This is a genomic window from Streptomyces racemochromogenes, assembly GCF_044129415.1.
Classification (GTDB): domain Bacteria; phylum Actinomycetota; class Actinomycetes; order Streptomycetales; family Streptomycetaceae; genus Streptomyces; species Streptomyces racemochromogenes_A.
Genome location: NZ_JBBDHD010000142.1, coordinates 1 through 16,027, shown reverse-complemented (window position 1 = coordinate 16,027; position 16,027 = coordinate 1). Strand labels below are relative to the sequence as shown.

The window sequence follows — 16,027 nt, the reverse complement described above, 5'->3', positions numbered from 1 at the left end:
CCCCCCCCCCCCCCCCCCCCCCCCCCCCCCCCCCCCCCCCCCCCCCCCCCCCCCCCCCCCCCCCCCCCCCCCACCCCGCCCCCCCCCCCCCCCCCCCCCCCCCCCCCCCCCCCCCCCCGCCCGCCCGCCCCCCCCCCCCCCCCCCCCCCCCCCCCCCCCTTCCGGGTACGGGCTCGTTACATCGGCTCGGGGAAGATGTCGCTGATGCTCCAGGCGACACTGAAGCAGGGCGGGAAGGAAAGGGACTCCGGCTCGGTGTCCAGTGCCTGGAGCGCGAGGATCTGGCTCATGGGTGTTCTCCGTCTTCTTCTCGGGAGGGTGTCGGTCGGTCACTGCGAACCTCGGCACGGAGCTGTCCGCCGCCGTGCCCAGGCGTTCGTGGGGCGTCCGCCCGGTGCCGTCAGCCGGCCGCCGGGACGTGCGGACGCGCGTGCCGGGGCTCCGTCAGGAGGGGGCCGGCCAGCAGGCGGTGCAGGGCCAGCAGCACACCGGCCCCGCCACTGGACAGGTCGGCGGTGAACCGCTGCGACCCCGCTCCGAGGAAGCGGACGCCGCGGCGGTACGGGACCGCGTACTTCAGCAGGCCCGTCCCGGCGCGCACGGCGTCCTCGCGGGCGGCGTCCGTGCCGGTGAGCTCGGCGTGCCCGGTCAGGAACCAGGTCAGTCCGGCCAGCCCCCGGTACAGGCCCGCCTCCTTCGTGGCGCAGGAGACCCGGACGCCGGCGACCAGCCGCGGCAGGGCCGCGGCGCAGCGTTCGTCCGGCGCGGTGGCCACGTAGCGGGTGAGCACCGCCGCGACTCCGGCCGCGCCCGTGGCCAGGTACGGCATGGCACGGGTGAGCCGCGCGTCGTCGGAGATCGACACGGCGCCGTCGTCCAGCGTGAACGTGCGGTCCAGCTCCTGGTGGAGCAGCAGGCGGCCCGCCTCCCGCCAGCGGGCCTCGCCGGTGTCGCGGGCCAGACGGTGCAGGAAGAGGGCGAGTCCCGAGCGGCCGTGGAGCAGGCCGCGGGCGTCGTGCTCGCCCAGGGCCGCCTGGAGGTCGGGAGTGCGCAGCAGGCCGCTGCCAGCGGCGGCGGCCCGCTCCAGGTGGCCGCTCTCCCCGGTCAGCCGGTACAGGCCGAGCCAGCCCAGGCCGACTCCGGCCCGCCCGCCGGCCAGGGTGGCGCAGGAGGCGGTGAGCGGATGGCGGTCGGCGTCCCGCAGCAGGTCGACGGCCTCGTCCAGCAGGCCGAGGCGGGCCAGCACCCCGGCGATGCCGGCCGAGCCGACGAGCAGGCCGGGCGGCAGGGCGTCGCGCAGCGCCAGCGCGTCGCGGCGCAGCCGTTCCCGGATCTCCTCCGGCACCGCCACCCCGGCGCGGTCCAGGGCGTGCACCACCCCGGCCGTGCCGTAGGCCAGGCAGACGTTGTTGGTCCGGAACGCCTCGGGCGAGGGCGGGAAGACCCACTCCGGCCGGTCCGCGTCGGCCGTCTCCAACAGCCCCTCGGCCACCTCCCCGGCCAGCCGGGCCAGGCAGCCGCGCGGATCGGCCTCCAACTCGGCGGGGGAGGGCGGGCGGCCGGGACCGTCCTGGTCGCGCTCCCGGCCGGGCGCCGGGTGGAAGGCGGTCGCCCGCTGCCACAGGTCCGCCGGCGGGGCCACGTCCGCCAGGTCGCGGCGCAGCAGCCCGAGGTTGGCGGGGGCGTGCTCGGCGGTCTCGTTGAACGGAGCCAGGAAGGAGAGCGCGAGCGCCGCCAGGCCGTACCGGTCCCGCAGCAGCGGATCGGCGTCGGCCCGCAGCAGGCCGGGCGGCGGCGTGAACCCCGGGGTTGCGATCCCGGAGGGGGCGTCGGACAGGGCCGAGGCCGTCTCGAAGTCGACCAGCCGGACCCCGCCCGCGGGGGTGACCATGACGTTGCCCGGGCTGAGGTCGCCGAAGCGGTGGCCGGCGGCGTGCAGCCGCCCCAGCGAGGCGTCCAGCGAGGCCAGCAGGTGCCGGCACGCCGCGTGGTACGCGTCGACCGACTCCCGCGTGCGGTCGGCGCGGGCCAGCGGGGTGGACCGGCTCAGCCAGCCCACCAGCGGCTGCCCCTCGACGTACTCGGTGACGAGGAAGTCGTGCTCCCACTCGGTGAAGTGCTCCAGCGGCTCCGGCGCCACCCCGGGGGCGGCGGCGTGCAGTGCGCGCAGCACGCGGTACTCGTGCCGCAGCCGCTGCTGTGCGTCGGTCCCGTCGAAGACCAGGCCGTTGTGGGCGCGGGCCTCCTTGAGGAAGACGGTGCGGCCCGTCCGCCGGTCCCGCGCCTGGTAGGTGCCGCCGGCGTTGCTCAGGCGCACCGCGCGGGTCACCTCGTAGTCGCGGATCAGGATCGGGCCGGCGTGCGGCTGCTCCTCCTGCTCGACGAAGGGGTCCGTGATGCCCGCCGGCAGCTGGAACGCGGGCCCGCGCAGATCGACGACCTCGCGGCCGGAGCCGTCGCGGACCAGCCCCTCACGGGTGCCGTCGGCCCGCAGCCGGCTGCGGGAACCGAAGGAGCCGTAGCGGTAGTGCACCGTCCGCGAGTCGCGGAAGCGCCGGTCGGTGAGGACGTACGGCCCCTCCTCCCCGTCGAGCGCGTCGCGCAGCCGTTCCAGCAGCCGGCGTGCGGTCTCCGTGTCCGGCGGGTAGACGGCGCAGAACTTGCCCGACTGGGCCCGCCCGGCGTGCTTGTGGTGGAGGAACAGGAAGAACAGCCGGGCGCTCAGGTGCTTGAACGGCACGCCCTCGGCGAAGCAGATGCCGGCGACCGTGTCGAGCACGTGCTGCGCCCGGTCCAGCCGTGCCGAGACGTGGATCTTCCAGCCCTCCTCGGCGAGCCCGGCCCGCGGCCCGCCCCAGACCGTCCAGATGCCCTGGGCGGTGCCACGCAGGCCGGCCGGCACCTCTCCCGGAGAGAAGCGCGGCCCGGGGTCGGCCACGCTGGTCAGCGGCAGGTAGTACTCCCGGTCCGCGAGCGCTTCGGCGAAGCCTTCGAGCACGGGATCTCCTCACGGGGTGGTGAACGGGGCGGTGGTGGGCGGCCACGACGGTCGTTGCGGACGCTAGGACCGGCGGGTATGGAAACGGTTCGCCGCCGGCATGCGACCGGTATCGGGCGCGATCACCGACCCGCTCAAGGCCCGGTGGAGACCGGGTGGAAAACATGGGGGACTCTTCCCCATGTGGCGGGGCGCCCCGCGTACCAGGATCGGGCGTGGCCCGGAGCGGTGGGCCGGGGCCGAGGAGGGGCGATGGTGGCTGGGCAGGGGCCGGCAGGGGTTCCGCTGCCGGCGGTCGAGCGGTGGTGGGACGCCGGGCTCGTCGGCGGCGGGGAGGAAGGGCGGCCGGACTGGGCCGCGTTCGCCGAGGAGGCGTTCGCCCTCGCACCCGAGGAGGCCGTGGCGCCCGAAGGGGACCATCCGGGGCTGAGCGGCTTCGAGTGGGTCCTGCGGCCCTTCACCGCCGGCGCGGGGGACCGGCTGGAGCGGGCCCTGTCCGCGCGGGCGCGCGGGCTGGTGGACCTGACCGCCGTACGGCAGGACCTGGAGCGTCACCTCGGCGTCCGGCTCGCCCGGGCGGCGGCACGGACCCTGGTGCTGGAGCTGTACGAGGCGCGGAGCGCCGGGCGGCTCGACGGGGACGACACGCGGGCCCGGTTCCGGGATTTCCTGGGGCGTACCGCCTCCCGGCGTGGTCTGACGGCCCTGCTGGCGGGCCGGCCGGTACTCGCGCGGATCCTGGGGCGGGCGGCGCTGGACGCGGCGGACGCCGTCGCGGAGGCGCTGGAGCGGCTGGCGGACGACCACCCCCGGCTGACCGCCGGCCTCCTGGCCGGCCCCGCCGGGGGCCCGGGGCTGCTCGTGGGCCTCGAACCGGGCGCCGGCGACGGGCACCGGGGCGGGCGGAGCGTGATGCTCCTGCGCTTCGCCGACGGGACCCGCCTGGTGTACAAGCCGCGGCCGCTCTCCGTGCACCGCCACTTCAACGACCTCGTCACCTGGTTCAACCGGCTGCCGGGCTCGGTGGACCTGCGTACCCTGCGACTGCTCGACCGGGGCGACTACGGGTGGGTGGAGTTCGTCGTCGCGGGCCCCTGCGCCCGTGCCGCCGACATCGAGTCGTTCTACCGCCGCCAGGGCGCGCTGCTGGCCCTGCTGCACCTGATCGACGGGACCGACCTGCACCACGAGAACCTGATCGCCGCCGGCGCGCACCCGGTGCTGGTCGACGTCGAGACCCTGTTCCACCCGCCCTTGGCGGGCACCGCCACGGAGGACCCCGCCGCCCGCGCCCTCCACGACTCGGTGTACCGCGTCGGGCTGCTGCCCCAGCTGCTGGTGGGCGACGACAGCGCCCTGGACGTGTCCGCGGTCGGCGGCGGCCGCGAAGCGGTGTCGCCCGTGGCCCGGGCGGACTGGGCCGACGCCGGCACCGACCGGATGCGCCTGGTGCGCAGGGCCGGGAGGTTCCGCGAGTCCGCCAACCGGCCGCGGCTCGCGGGGGGCGACCCCGTCGATCCGGCGGCCCACATCGAGGCCCTGTGCGCCGGATTCCGCGCCGGGTACACGGCGATCGGCGCGGCCAGGGAGGAACTGCTGCACGGTACCGACCTGTTGAAGGCGTTCGCCGAGGACGAGGTACGGGTGCTGATCCGTCCCACCTGGGTGTACAGCACGCTGCTCGACGAGTCGACGCATCCCGGTCTGCTGAAGGACGCGGCCGAGCGGCAGCGGGTCCTGGAGAGCCTGCGCACCGACGTGCTCGGGCAGGTCCTCGCACCCGACCTGGTGGACGAGGAGATCGCCCAGCTCTGGGCGGGGGACGTACCGCTGTTCACCGCCCGTCCGGGCCGGGACCGCCTGTGGGGTGCGTTTTCGGAGCGGCCGCTGGCCGGCCGTACCGACCTCTCGGGAACCGCCCGGGTCGCCGCGAGGCTCGCCGCCCTGGACACCGTCGACCGCCAGGACCAGGAGTGGATCGTGCGGGCGGCGATGGCGACGGCCTCCCGGGCACCCGCGCACCGGCCCGCCGAGGACCGGCGCGCCCCCACGGCGGAGCGCGCCCCGGAGCCGGACCGGCTGCTGTCGGCGGCCCGGTCCGTCGGGGACCGGCTGGTCTCCCTCGCGTACCGCGAAGGGCGGCGCAGCAACTGGATCGGCCTGGAGCTGCTGGACGACCGCTACTGGCGGATCGGCCCGATGCCGGCCGACCTGGCCGGCGGGTACACCGGATCGGCCCTGTTCCTGGCCCAGTTGGCGGCGCTCACCGGGGCCGGACACTACGCGGAGGTGGCCCGTACGGCCCTCGCGCCGGTGCCCGGGCTGCTGGACGCGCTGCGCGCCCGGCCCGAGGACGTCCGCGCGGTGGGCTCGGGGGCCTTCTCCGGCCTCGGCGGGATCGCGTACGCGCTCGCCGAGACGGCACGGCTGCTGGACGATCCGGAGGTCGGCTCGTGGGCGGCCGCCACGCTGCGGCTGGCGGGCGCGGCGGCCGCCTCCGAGGGGGAGTTCGGGGTGGGCGCGGGCGTGGCGGGCGGGCTCGCCGCGCTGCTGGCCGCCCACCGGGCGGGGGCCGGCGCCGGCGAGGCGGGGCAGCGGGTCTGGCGGGACGCGCGGGTCTGCGCGGACCGGCTGGCCGCCGTGGACCCCACGGCCGGCGGGCGGGGCTTCACCACGGGGGCCGCCGGGCTCGGATGGGCCCTGCTGCGGTTCGCCGAGGCCGCCGCGGAGTCCGCCGGCGGGGCGGCCGGGGGCGGGGCGTCCGAGGACGGCGGGCGGTACCGGCTCGCGGGCCTGTCCGCACTGCGGGCGGCCGCGGGCGCGGAGCCGGCCGACGGGCCCGGGGAGGGGGCCGGGGACGGGGCCCGGGCCTCGGCCTGGTGCCGGGGGCGCGCCGGCATCGCGCTCGCGGTGCTGGACGCGCCGGGCGCCCTGGACGACCCGCACCTCGCGGCCTGGTCCCGCAGGACCGTGGAAGAGCTGGGCCGGGGCCGGCCCGCGGCCGACGACAGCCTCTGCCACGGCGAGGCCGGCCTGTGCGAACTCCTGGGCCACGCCGCGGTCCCCGAGGCCCGCCCGCACTGGATCCGCCGGGCCGGAGCGCTCCTCGCCTCGGTCGAGGAGACGGGCGCCCGCAGCGGCGCCCCGGACGGGGTCCCGCATCCCGGCCTGCTGACCGGGCTGGCGGGCATCGGGCACGGACTCCTGCGGGCGGGGTTCCCGGAACACGTGCCGTCCCTGCTCCTCCTGCGGTAGGCCTGGGGGCCGGCCGACACCGGACACACCGCACCCCTGCACACACCCGTACCACCGCACACCTCAGTACGACCACCACCCCTGCGGACACGAAGGACGGAAGATGACCAAGCAGATCGACGACTCGGTGAAGTACCTCGACGGCGGCGCCGGCGCGGAGGTGCGGGCGCACGAGCACCCGGTGGGCGAGGTGGTGTTCGCAACGAGCGGGACGCTGGGGCTGCGCAGCCGGCTGCTCAGGTCGGCGGACTCCGACGCCGCCGCCACCATGGACACCCCCTGGACCACCGGCTCCCACAACTGGTTCTGAGCGAGGAAGCCGGCGGATCGGGCAACGGCCGGGGATTCCCCGGCCTTTGCCGTGCGCAAACATGATCAAGTAGCCTTCGTCCATGCGTGCGACGTCGTCCGTCACCGTGGGGCGGGACTCCGAGATCCGGCTGCTGGACCAGGCTCTGGAGAGCGTCAGGACGGGTGCCGGACGGGCGGTGTTCCTGATCGGCGAGGCGGGGATCGGCAAGTCCCGGCTGGCCGGCGAGTCCGCCCTCCGCGCGTACGGCCGGGGCATGCCGGTGCTGCGCGGCCGCGCCACGTCCACCGGGCTCGTCGTGCCCTTCCGGCCCCTGGTCGAGGCGCTGTCCTCGCGGTTCCGGGCGGCGGGCGCGCCGGATGACCCCGAACTCCAGCCCTATCGGCCCGCGTTGGCCGGGCTGGTGCCCGAATGGCGGGCCGACGCGGTGGCGCCCGGGTACGTCATCTCGCTGGTCGAACTCGCCGAGGCGCTGCTCAGGCTGCTGGCGGTGCTCGGCCGCGAGCGCGGCTGCGTCATCCTGCTGGAGGACCTGCACGACTCCGACACCGAGACGATCGCGGTCGTCGAGTACCTCGTGGACAACCTGGCGGAGCTCCCGGTCCTCCTCGTCGGCACCCTCCGTCCCGACCCCGGCCCGGCGCTGGACCTCGCGCTCGCCGCCGAGCTGCGCAACACCGCCGCGCTGAGGGAACTGGGGCCGCTGGACGAGGCCGCCGTACAGGACATGGCGGCGGCGTGCCTGGACGTCGGACCGGGCGAGGTGCCCCCGGCCGCGCACCGGCACCTCGCGCAGTGGGCCGGCGGGAACCCGTACCTGGTGGAGGTGCTCCTGGCCGACCTGCTGGACACGGGACGGCTGAGCAGGGCCGATGACGGGTGGCGGCTCGCGGAGCACGGCGGGGCGCCGGTGCCGGCGGGCGCGGTCCGCAGCTGGGCGCGCCGGCTGGACCGGCTCGACGAACCGGTCCGCGAACTGCTGCTCGTCGCGGCGACGCTCGGCGGCCGGTTCTCCGTCGGGGCCCTCAGGGCGGTGACCGGACTCGACGACCGGGCGCTCTTCGCCCACCTGCGGTCGGCCTCCGAGGTGGGGATCATCGCCCCGGACGGGGCCGCCCACGACCACTACACCTTCCGTCACGCCCTGACGGCCGACGCCCTGAGGGCCTCGCTGCCGCCAGCCGAGCAGGCCGCGCTGGCCGGGCGCGCCGCCTCGGCCATCGAGCAGTCGGCCTGCGAACTCACCGGTGAGAAGCGTCAGTTGCTGGCCACCCTGAGACTGGCGGCGGGCGACACGGTGGCCGCGTCCCGGGAGTTCGCCCAGGTCGGGCGGCAGATGCTGGACGCCGGGGCGTCGGGCTCGGCCGCCGTGCTGCTGGAGCGGGCCCGGGGGCTCGCGGCCGACGAGGACCGGGACGAGGTCACCGTGCAGCTGGCCATCGCCCAGGCCGAGTCCGGGCGGCTCGACGAGGCGGCCGCCCTGCTCGACGACCTCCCGCCGGCCCCCGTCGGGTCGCGTGCCGCGGAGGAACGGGCCCAGGCGCACACCCAGGTCGCGTGGGTGGCGACCATGGCGGAGCAGCAGGAGGAGGCCCGCCGCCGGATCCGGGCGGCCCGCGCGCTCCTCGGGACCTCCCCGCGCCCGGAGCAGGAGGCCGCGCTCGCGGTCGTCGAGGGGCACCTCGCGCTGCTGCCGGAGCAGGACGGCCGGGGCGGCGAGGACGGCCTCGGGCTCCTGGAGGAGGCGGAACGTTCCGCCCGGTCCGCCGCGCTCACCGCGGAGCAGCGCGGCCGGCCCGTGGTGGCCTGCCAGGCCTGGCAGCTGCTGGCCATGCTGTCGCGGGAACGCGGCTTCGACGAGGCCGACGCCTGCCTGGAACGGATGCTGGCCGTCGCCGAGCAGCACCGGCTCGCGGTGTACCGGGCGGAGGCCCTGGTACGGCTGGGAACCAACGCGTTCATGCGCACCGGCGAGGCGACCCGCCTGGAGACCGCCCGCACCGCGGCCCACGAACTCGGTTCGCTGGCGCTGCTCCAGGCCGTCGACGGGTTCCTCGCCATGCAGAGCGTGCTGGGCGGGCGATGGGAGCGGGCCCGGGGCATCGTCGAGCGGTCGGTGGAGGCCAGCGCCCGCCTGCAGAACCTGTCGACCCACCGCTACCTGCTCCTCGTGGACGCCACCCTCGCCGCCCACCAGGGCCGGGCCCGCGAGCAGGACCGGGCCCTGCTCCGGTTCCGCCGGGCGGGCGGCGAGGAGTCCATGCTTGTGCCCCTCCAGCGCGGCCTGTGCCAGGCCGTGGGCGCGCTGATGGCGGAGGACCGCCCCCGGGCGAAGGCCGAGCTCGACGCGGCGCTGGCCTGGGAGCGGGAGCACCCGAGCTTCTTCTACCTCAGCGGCCGCTACGGGCTCGGCCCCCTGCTGCGGATCCTCGACGGCGAGGACGGCGGCCCGCAGGCGTACCGGGAGGCACTGGCCTCGCCGGGCGGGCAGCTGGCCTGGAACCGGATGTTCCTCGGCATGGCGGAGGCGGTGCTGCGCGGCCGGGACGGAGACCCGGACGGCGCGGGGCGCGCCGTGGAGCGGGCCGGCCGTGCGGCGGCGGTGTTCCCGCAGGCCTGGCACCTCGCCCTGCGGCTGACCGCCGAGGCGGCGCTGGCCGATGCCTGGGGCGAGCCGGTCGCCTGGCTGCGGACCGCCGAGGAGTACTTCCACGAGGCGGGCGTACCGGCGGTGGCCGGGGCCTGCCGGGCCGTCCTGAGGCAGGCCGGGGCCAGCGTCCGCCAGCGCCGGGGCGGCCGCGAAAGGATCCCCGCGGGCCTGCGCGCCGCGGGCGTCACCCCGCGCGAGTACGAGGTGTTCGTCCTGCTCGCGGAGCGGCCCGGCAACCAGCAGATCGCCCAGCGCCTGTCCATCTCGCCCCGCACGGTGGAGAAGCACATGGCCAGCCTGATGGTCAAGACCGGCTCCGCGGACCGCGCCGCCTTGTGCGCCCTGTCGACGGAGTGCGCGGACACCCCCTAGCCGCCGGCCCGGACCGCGCCGGTCATGGGGGGCACCCCCGTCAATGTGGGGGTCCCGCCCCCTCCTGTGGGGGCCCGGCCCCCCATGACCCGGTCACGGGCGGCACGACTGTGCGGGCCCGGCACCGATGTGGGACGCGTACGGTGCCGCGGATCATCGAGGGGACCGACCCGCTCCCGCCACCCCACGGAGGTCCGCCCGATGCCGCGTCCGTTCGCGCACCCCGCAGCCTCGTCCGCCGCGCTCAGGTTCTCCGTCCTCGGCCCGCTCGCGGTCCACCGCGACGGCCGGGCGCTGCCCCTCGGCCCGTTGAAGCAGCGGGTCGTGCTGGCGACCCTGCTCGGCTCCGTCAACAGCCCGGTGTCCGTGGACGCGCTGACCGACGCGGTCTGGCAGGAGGACCCGCCGCGCACCGCCCGCAAGAACCTCCAGGTGTACGTGAGCGCCCTGCGCACGCTGCTCGCCGACGACGGGCCGGACCGGCCGCGCCTCACCCACACGGGCGGCGGATACGTGCTGCGCGTGGCGGAGGACGAGCTCGACCTGCTGCGGTTCCTCTCCCTGGTGCGCGACGCCGAGACGCAGGCGCCCCGCGAGGCCGCACGACTGCTGCGCCAGGCCCTCGATCTGTGGCAGGGACCGCCGCTGGGCGACGACCTGAGGCAGTCGCCCCGGCTGGCCGAGGAGGCCGAGCGGCTGGAGCTGCGCCGTCTGACCGCCTACGAGAGCTGGGCGGAGGCGGAGCTGGAGGTCGGCGGCGCGCCGGCGGTGGCCGAGGGGCTGCGCGACCTCGTGGAGCGCCACCCGCTGCGGGAGCGGCTCCGGTCCGCCTGGATGGGCGCCCTGAGCGCGGCCGGCCGGCAGGCCGAGGCGCTCGCGGCCTACGACGACTACCGCCAGCTCCTCGCCCGGGAGCTGGGCCTGGAGCCGGGCGGCGCCATGGCGGCGCGCTACCGGAGGATCCTCGCGGGCGACGACCGGTCGCGGGCGGGCGCGGCCGCCCCCCGGCGGGCCGCCCGGCCGCCGGCCGTGCTGCCGCCCGACCTCGTCGACTTCACCGGACACGGCGGGGAACTGCGCGACCTCGTCGACCTCCTGGAGGACGACGTGGCCGGCCGGGTCGTCCTGGTGTCGGGCCCCGCCGGGGCCGGGAAGACCACCCTCGCCGTACGGGCCGCCCACCGGCTCGGCGACCGGTTCCCCGACGGGCGGATCTGCCTCTCCCTGCGTGACGCGGAGGGCCGTCCCCGCCCGCTGCCGGCGGTGCTCGCGGAACTCGGCGAACGGACCGGCCGCGGCGGGCCGTCCGGGCCCGAGGCGTGGCGGGAGTGGCTGGCGGAGCACCGCGTGCTGGTGGTCCTGGACGACGTGCCCGACGAGAGCGCGGTCCGGCCCCTGCTCCCGCACGGCGGGCGGGGCAGGCTGCTGCTCACCGCCCGCGGTCAGCTCGGCGGTCTGGCGCCGGTGCACCGGATCTCCGTCCCGCCGCTCGGCACCGCCGAGTCGCTGCAACTGCTCGCGGGGCTCGTCGGCCGGGACCGGGTGCGGGCCGACCGGGAGTCGGCCCTGCGCATCGTGCGGGCCTGCGGCGGCTCGCCGCTCGCGGTCCGGGTGAGCGGGATGCGGCTCGCCGTGCTCCGCCACCTGCCGCTGCGGGAGTTCGCGGACCGGCTGACCGACCCGGCGGGGGCGCTGGACGAACTGACCTCCGGGGACGTGTCCGTGCGGCGGTGGCTGGCCAACGGCTGGGAGGCGCTGCCGCGGGAGTGGGGCCGGGAGGCGGGACGACTGGCGGCGGGCACCGGGGAGGGCCCCTTCGGCGTGACCGAGGCGGCCGAGGCCCTCGGCTGCGACGAACGGCACGCCGTACGGGTGGTGGAGGCGCTCATCGACGCGGGAATGGTGACCTCGCCCTGCGGCGAGGTCACCGCGCACGCGGCCCAGTACGAACTGCCGCACCTGATACGTCTCTACGCGCGCGCCTCCGGACTCGGGACCCCCGTCCTGGCCCCGGGCTGAGCGGTGCCCCCGGCCGGTCCCGGCCGTCCCCCCACACGGGCGGCCGGGACCGGCCCGGGAGGTCAGGCGGCGGGCTCGCCGTCGTCGTGGTGCGCGACGACCTCGGCGCCCGCCCTCCGCTTCGGCCGCGTCCGCGTCCGCGCGGCCGTTTCCCCGGCTCTTTCCGCTCCGGGGAGGGCGGCCCACGCGCAGCCGCCCGCCAGCAGGAGGACCAGCCCCGCCGCCGCGATGACCGTGTCGACGGGACCGAACCGGAGCCCGCCGAGCGAGACCTCGGTGCCCCGCAGCACGGATCCGGCGAGCCAGCCGGACAGGGCGGCGGAGAGGATCGACGCCAGTCTGGTCACCGGGTAGAACACGGCCACGACCCGCCCCCGGTAGTCCGGGGGCGCCGCCGCGAGCAGCAGCGGCGACATCGCGGTGTTCAGCAGGGTGAGCGGAACGGTGAACACGAAGAGCAGGACGACACCGCCCGGGAAGCCGGTCTGCCGGGAGTAGGCGACCAGCAGGACACCGCTCACCAGCAGGCTGAGCCAGGTGGTCCTGCGCGCGCCGAGCCACTGCACCACCCGGCCTCCGCTCAGCGCTCCCGTGATGCCGCCCACGCCCATCGCCATGCCGAGATATCCGTAGAGGTGCGCGTCCGCGTGGAGGTTGCCGGTGGCGAAGAAGACGTTGAGGGTGCCCAGCGCGCCCATCCCGAACTGCCCGATGACGGTGAGCAGGAGCAGCGCGACCAGGAACCTGCTGCCCGCGAAGAAGCGCACCCCGTCCGCGAACTCCCGCGCCCAGCTGCCCCGTGGCCGGGCGGCGGGTTCGCGGGCCCCGCCCGCCGCGGCGGGCACCCGGCCGTCCCCGCGCGCGCCGACGGAGCGGATCGCGAGGTAGGACACCGCGTACGAGAGGCCGTTGAGCAGCAGGGCCCACTGGAGTCCGGCGGTGAACAGCAGCGGCGCGGCGAGGGGTGGGCCGATGATCCAGGCCGTCTCACCGGTCGCCTGCCCGATGCCGGCCGCCCGTGCCCGGTCGGCGTCCCCGGACACCAGGTCCGCGAGGACCGCGAAGCGCGCCGGGGAGAAGAACTGGCCGGCCGCGTTGAGCACGAGCACGGTCGTGTAGATCAGGGCCAGCCACACACCGGTGGGCAGCGTGCCGGCCGGCAGCAGGGTGAGGGCGGTCAGCACGGCCACCAGGGCGCCGCGCAGCACCTCGGAGCGCAGCATCGTGGCCCGCTTGTCCCAGCGGTCGACGAACACGCCCGCGAGGGGGCCGATGACCAGGACGGAGACGCCCGAGGCCATCACGATGCCGCTGACCGCCACCGGCGCCCACGACTCGTCCTTCGCCAGCACGGTCGCCACCCACAGCACCAGAGTCGTGCTGAAGACGGCGTCCCCGACGGACGAGACGGCCTGCCCGAACCAGAGCCGGGTGTAGTCGCGGTTGATCAGCGTCAGCCGCGGCCTCATGACGGCCTCGGCGAGGAGACGACGAGTGCCATGAGGGCGGTGACCAGGGTCGTGTGGTACGCCTTCGCGAACGACTCCCCGGCCGGGGCCGACGGGTGCGCCGCCAGCGCCGCCGACCGGCCGGGGATCGCCCCGCCGGGCCGCTGGGCCCGCACCAGGCACTCCACGGCCGCGGCCCCCGACGACGTCTCCAGCGGTTCGCTCCCCAGGATGTACTGGGTGAGGACCAGCTCGGCGGCCAGGTCCCACCGGTGGTGCGCGACGCAGTGGCGCAGCATCCGGTCGACCAGGTCCCGGGCGTGCTCCAGGTCCTGTCCGGCCAGCCCCGGGGCGGTGCGGCCGAAGTCGCCGAGGTAGAAGGCGGTGTGCGTCAGGGCGTACGCCTGCGGCTCGGTGAGCGGGGCCCCGTCCTGCGCGGCCGTGTCCGCCGGCTCGGCGGCGCGGTAGGCGACCAGCGGGCTGAGCGGGAGGAGTTCGGCGTACGGCTCGACGGTGTGGCGGACGCCCGCCTTGTCGGCGTAGTGGCGGATCTCGACGCGCTGGTAGGCGGACTTCCCCTGCGGCGAGAGGAAGCCGGGGTGGAGGGCCGCGAGCGTCGCCCGGACCTGGGTCCCGTCGATCGCGTCGGGGGCCAGCGCGCCGTAGATCAGCGCGTAGGTGGACGCGTACGCCGGGACCTCGGCGAGCAGCCGCGGCAGGCCCGGGTCCTGCCAGAGCCCCCGCACCAGGGCCCGCGCGCCGTCCAGTGCCTGCGTGGGCTCGGGCAGGCGGGACGCGCAGTGGCAGAGCAGCGCCAGTTCGAGCGCCGCCTTGGCCTTGGCGAGGGCCGTCGGCGGGGCGCTCGCGGAGAACGGGTCGAAGTGGTCCACGTTCGCGCCCAGCCAGCCGAGCGCGCCGGCGGCGAGCCGCTCCAGGGGTGCGGACATGGTTACAGGCGCCCCGTCTCTTGCAGGTAGTCGAGCAGCGCCGTGTCGACGGAGTCGCGGAACCTCGCGAGCGTCCGCGCGTCCTCGTCGTAGCGGTAGAGGTCCTGGCAGGCGATCCAGCGGTCGCGGGTCTCCTCGCCCGGCTTGTAGCCGTCCGTGACCGTGCCGACCTCCCAGTCGGGCTTGCCCGCCGTCTCCCAGCAGCTGGCCAGGGTGCCGTCCGCGCTCACCACCGCGCCGTAGCGTCCGTCGGTGTGACCACAGGTCACGCACGTCTGGCGGGCGCCGGGGCGGCCCACGGTGAAGCCGAGGTCGAGCGCGCGGCGCTGCCAGCGGGTGAAGGCGGCCGGCAGTTCACCGGTGTGCAGCAGGCTGTTGGTGTAGCCGACGCCCACGTCGCCGATCCGGGCGAAGTACAGCGTGCACCGGGCGGGGTCGAGCGAGGCCGCGAGCCGTTCGATCAGGGCGTCGACGCCGTGGAAGGTCTCCTGGGAGACGTTCACCCGCAGCATCCACTGGAGCGGCGTGGCCTCGGTGGCCTTGGCGATGTTGCCGACGATCTTGTCGAAGGTGGCGCCGCCGTCCGCCCGGCCGATCCGGATCCGGTCGTGGTCGGCGCGGTCGCCGTCGAAGGTGACCTGGACGGAGGTCAGTCCGCGGTCGGTGAGCTTGCGGGCGAGGGACGGGGTGAGCAGCGTGGCATTGGAGATCATCCAGGCCGAGGTCGGCGCGATCTCCGCAGCCCGCTCCAGCAGTTCCAGGCAGCCGCGCGGGTTGAGCAGGGGCTCCCCGCCGAAGAGCAGGATCTTCAGCTTCTCCAGGCCGACGGCGGCCATCTGCCGCTCGGTGAAGGCGAGGATGTCGGTGATGGTCTCCGAGGTGAGGCGGGTGCGGCCGATCCGGGGCGGCCGGCTCCCGCCCGCCTCGTCCTGGGCGGTGTTCTGGAAGCAGTACCCGCAGCCCAGGTTGCAGTGGGTGCTGGTGAGGACGGTCAGCGCGTAGGAGCCGATCCGCCCCGGGGTGAGCATGCCGGTCTCGTGCAGCCGCCGTTCGGCCTCGGGTCGCAGGCCCCCGTCGGCGGTGACGTGCCGGTCGCGGAGGCGGGCGACCCCGCCCGGACCCAGGAACCACCAGTTCCGCTCGCCCTTCAGGAGGCGGGCGCCGGAGGGGAGGGGCGCGGGGTTCCGGGTGTCCGGCTCCGCCGCTGCCGGGCCCGTGGCCGGTCCGAGCCTCACGGGGAGGCCGATGCTCACTGCTTGGTCGATGCTCACAGGGTCTCCCGTAGGGCGGTTGCCGCCGTCAGGGCGGGCTCTTTGGTCCGGCCGCTGGTGACGATCAGCGTCATCAGCGCCACGACCAGGGTCACTTTGTAGGACTTGCGGAAGTACTCGACGGGCGTGGCGTCCGCCGGGAGCCGCTCGCCGGCGGAGCGGCCGGGGATCGCCCCGTCAGGGGCCTGGGCCGAGGCGAGCATCCGCAGGCCGGCCGCCCCGGAAGGGGTGCGCAGCGGATCCGCGCCCAGGCAGAACTGGGCGATCATCAGCTTCGGCACGACGTCCCAGTCGCCCAGCCCCACGCAGTGGTCCGTCAGGCGTTCCACCACGCGCAGGGCCCGCGCCCGTTCCGCCTCGGGCAGGAAGAGGTCGCACAGGCCGAAGTCGCTGAGGTAGAAGAGGGTGTGCGCGACCTGGCAGGCGTCCAGGTCGGCCACGGGCAGCGTGGCGGCGAGGGGCAGCGGACTCGCCTCGTACAGCTCCTCGTACGGGGCGAACCGGTGCGGGGCGCGCGCGAGATCGGCGTAGTACCGCGCCTCCAGATGCAGGAACGGAGGCTTCCGGTCAGGCGTCAGGTAGTCCTCGGCCGCCAGCCGGGCCAGCAGGGTACGGGGCGCGTCGGTGGTGGGGCCGGCCGGCGCCCCCCCCCCCCCCCACCAAAAAAAAAAAAAAGCCTGTATACAAAACAGCCCCACCAGCCACCGGAACACTTGCCCCTGACACAACTCTAAAACAACAACGATCACCACTGCCA

General features: G+C 76.2%; 9 protein-coding genes. 4 read left to right on the top strand and 5 right to left on the bottom strand.

Annotated features, from left to right (window positions below):
- Positions 1 to 400 precede the first annotated feature (400 nt).
- Positions 401 to 2,998: a class III lanthionine synthetase LanKC gene (gene lanKC / locus WDV06_RS32000; protein ID WP_395513312.1), complete on the bottom strand. Its 2,598-nt coding sequence runs from the start codon at positions 2,996 to 2,998 to the stop codon at positions 401 to 403.
- A 252-nt stretch (positions 2,999 to 3,250) separates the two neighbouring features.
- On the opposite strand from lanKC, the gene WDV06_RS31995 reads away from it, so the two are divergent.
- The 4 genes from WDV06_RS31995 (at position 3,251) to WDV06_RS31980 (ending at position 11,604) form a co-directional block, all read left to right on the top strand.
- Positions 3,251 to 6,253 (top strand): type 2 lanthipeptide synthetase LanM family protein, encoded by a 3,003-nt coding sequence (locus WDV06_RS31995; protein ID WP_395513311.1) that lies wholly within the window; start codon positions 3,251 to 3,253, stop codon positions 6,251 to 6,253.
- A gap of 103 nt (positions 6,254 to 6,356) precedes the next feature.
- Complete coding sequence (locus WDV06_RS31990) at positions 6,357 to 6,563, top strand: hypothetical protein (RefSeq protein ID WP_395513310.1); 207 nt, start codon at positions 6,357 to 6,359, stop codon at positions 6,561 to 6,563.
- 82 nt (positions 6,564 to 6,645) lie between these two features.
- Positions 6,646 to 9,585 carry a helix-turn-helix transcriptional regulator gene (locus WDV06_RS31985; protein ID WP_395513309.1) on the top strand — a complete coding sequence of 980 codons (2,940 nt, stop codon included), beginning with the start codon at positions 6,646 to 6,648 and terminating at the stop codon, positions 9,583 to 9,585.
- A 201-nt stretch (positions 9,586 to 9,786) separates the two neighbouring features.
- Positions 9,787 to 11,604 (top strand): AfsR/SARP family transcriptional regulator, encoded by a 1,818-nt coding sequence (locus WDV06_RS31980; protein ID WP_395513308.1) that lies wholly within the window; start codon positions 9,787 to 9,789, stop codon positions 11,602 to 11,604.
- 62 nt (positions 11,605 to 11,666) lie between these two features.
- Here the strand turns inward: WDV06_RS31980 and WDV06_RS31975 are convergent, their stop codons facing one another.
- The 4 genes from WDV06_RS31975 to WDV06_RS31960 are packed head-to-tail and all read right to left on the bottom strand — an operon-like array spanning position 11,667 to position 15,983.
- A complete protein-coding gene (locus WDV06_RS31975) occupies positions 11,667 to 13,073 on the bottom strand; it encodes an MFS transporter (RefSeq protein ID WP_395513307.1) in 1,407 nt (468 codons plus the stop codon).
- Positions 13,070 to 13,999: a DUF6895 family protein gene (locus WDV06_RS31970; protein ID WP_395513306.1), complete on the bottom strand. Its 930-nt coding sequence runs from the start codon at positions 13,997 to 13,999 to the stop codon at positions 13,070 to 13,072. The genes WDV06_RS31975 and WDV06_RS31970 overlap by 4 nt, the downstream gene beginning before the upstream one ends.
- Positions 14,000 to 14,001: 2 nt before the next feature.
- Entirely contained in the window at positions 14,002 to 15,270 is a 1,269-nt protein-coding gene (locus tag WDV06_RS31965) for a radical SAM protein (protein WP_395513305.1), read from the bottom strand.
- Entirely contained in the window at positions 15,267 to 15,983 is a 717-nt protein-coding gene (locus tag WDV06_RS31960; RefSeq protein ID WP_395513304.1) for a DUF6895 family protein, read from the bottom strand. The genes WDV06_RS31965 and WDV06_RS31960 overlap by 4 nt, the downstream gene beginning before the upstream one ends.
- Between the last annotated feature and the right edge of the window lie 44 nt (positions 15,984 to 16,027).

Coding starts and splice junctions, on each gene's coding strand:
- WDV06_RS31995 (WP_395513311.1), top strand. CDS start 3,251: ATGGTGGCTGGGCAGGGGCCGGCAGGGGTTCCGCTGCCGGCGGTCGAG.
- WDV06_RS31990 (WP_395513310.1), top strand. CDS start 6,357: ATGACCAAGCAGATCGACGACTCGGTGAAGTACCTCGACGGCGGCGCC.
- WDV06_RS31985 (WP_395513309.1), top strand. CDS start 6,646: ATGCGTGCGACGTCGTCCGTCACCGTGGGGCGGGACTCCGAGATCCGG.
- WDV06_RS31980 (WP_395513308.1), top strand. CDS start 9,787: ATGCCGCGTCCGTTCGCGCACCCCGCAGCCTCGTCCGCCGCGCTCAGG.
- WDV06_RS31975 (WP_395513307.1), bottom strand. CDS start 13,073: ATGAGGCCGCGGCTGACGCTGATCAACCGCGACTACACCCGGCTCTGG.
- WDV06_RS31970 (WP_395513306.1), bottom strand. CDS start 13,999: ATGTCCGCACCCCTGGAGCGGCTCGCCGCCGGCGCGCTCGGCTGGCTG.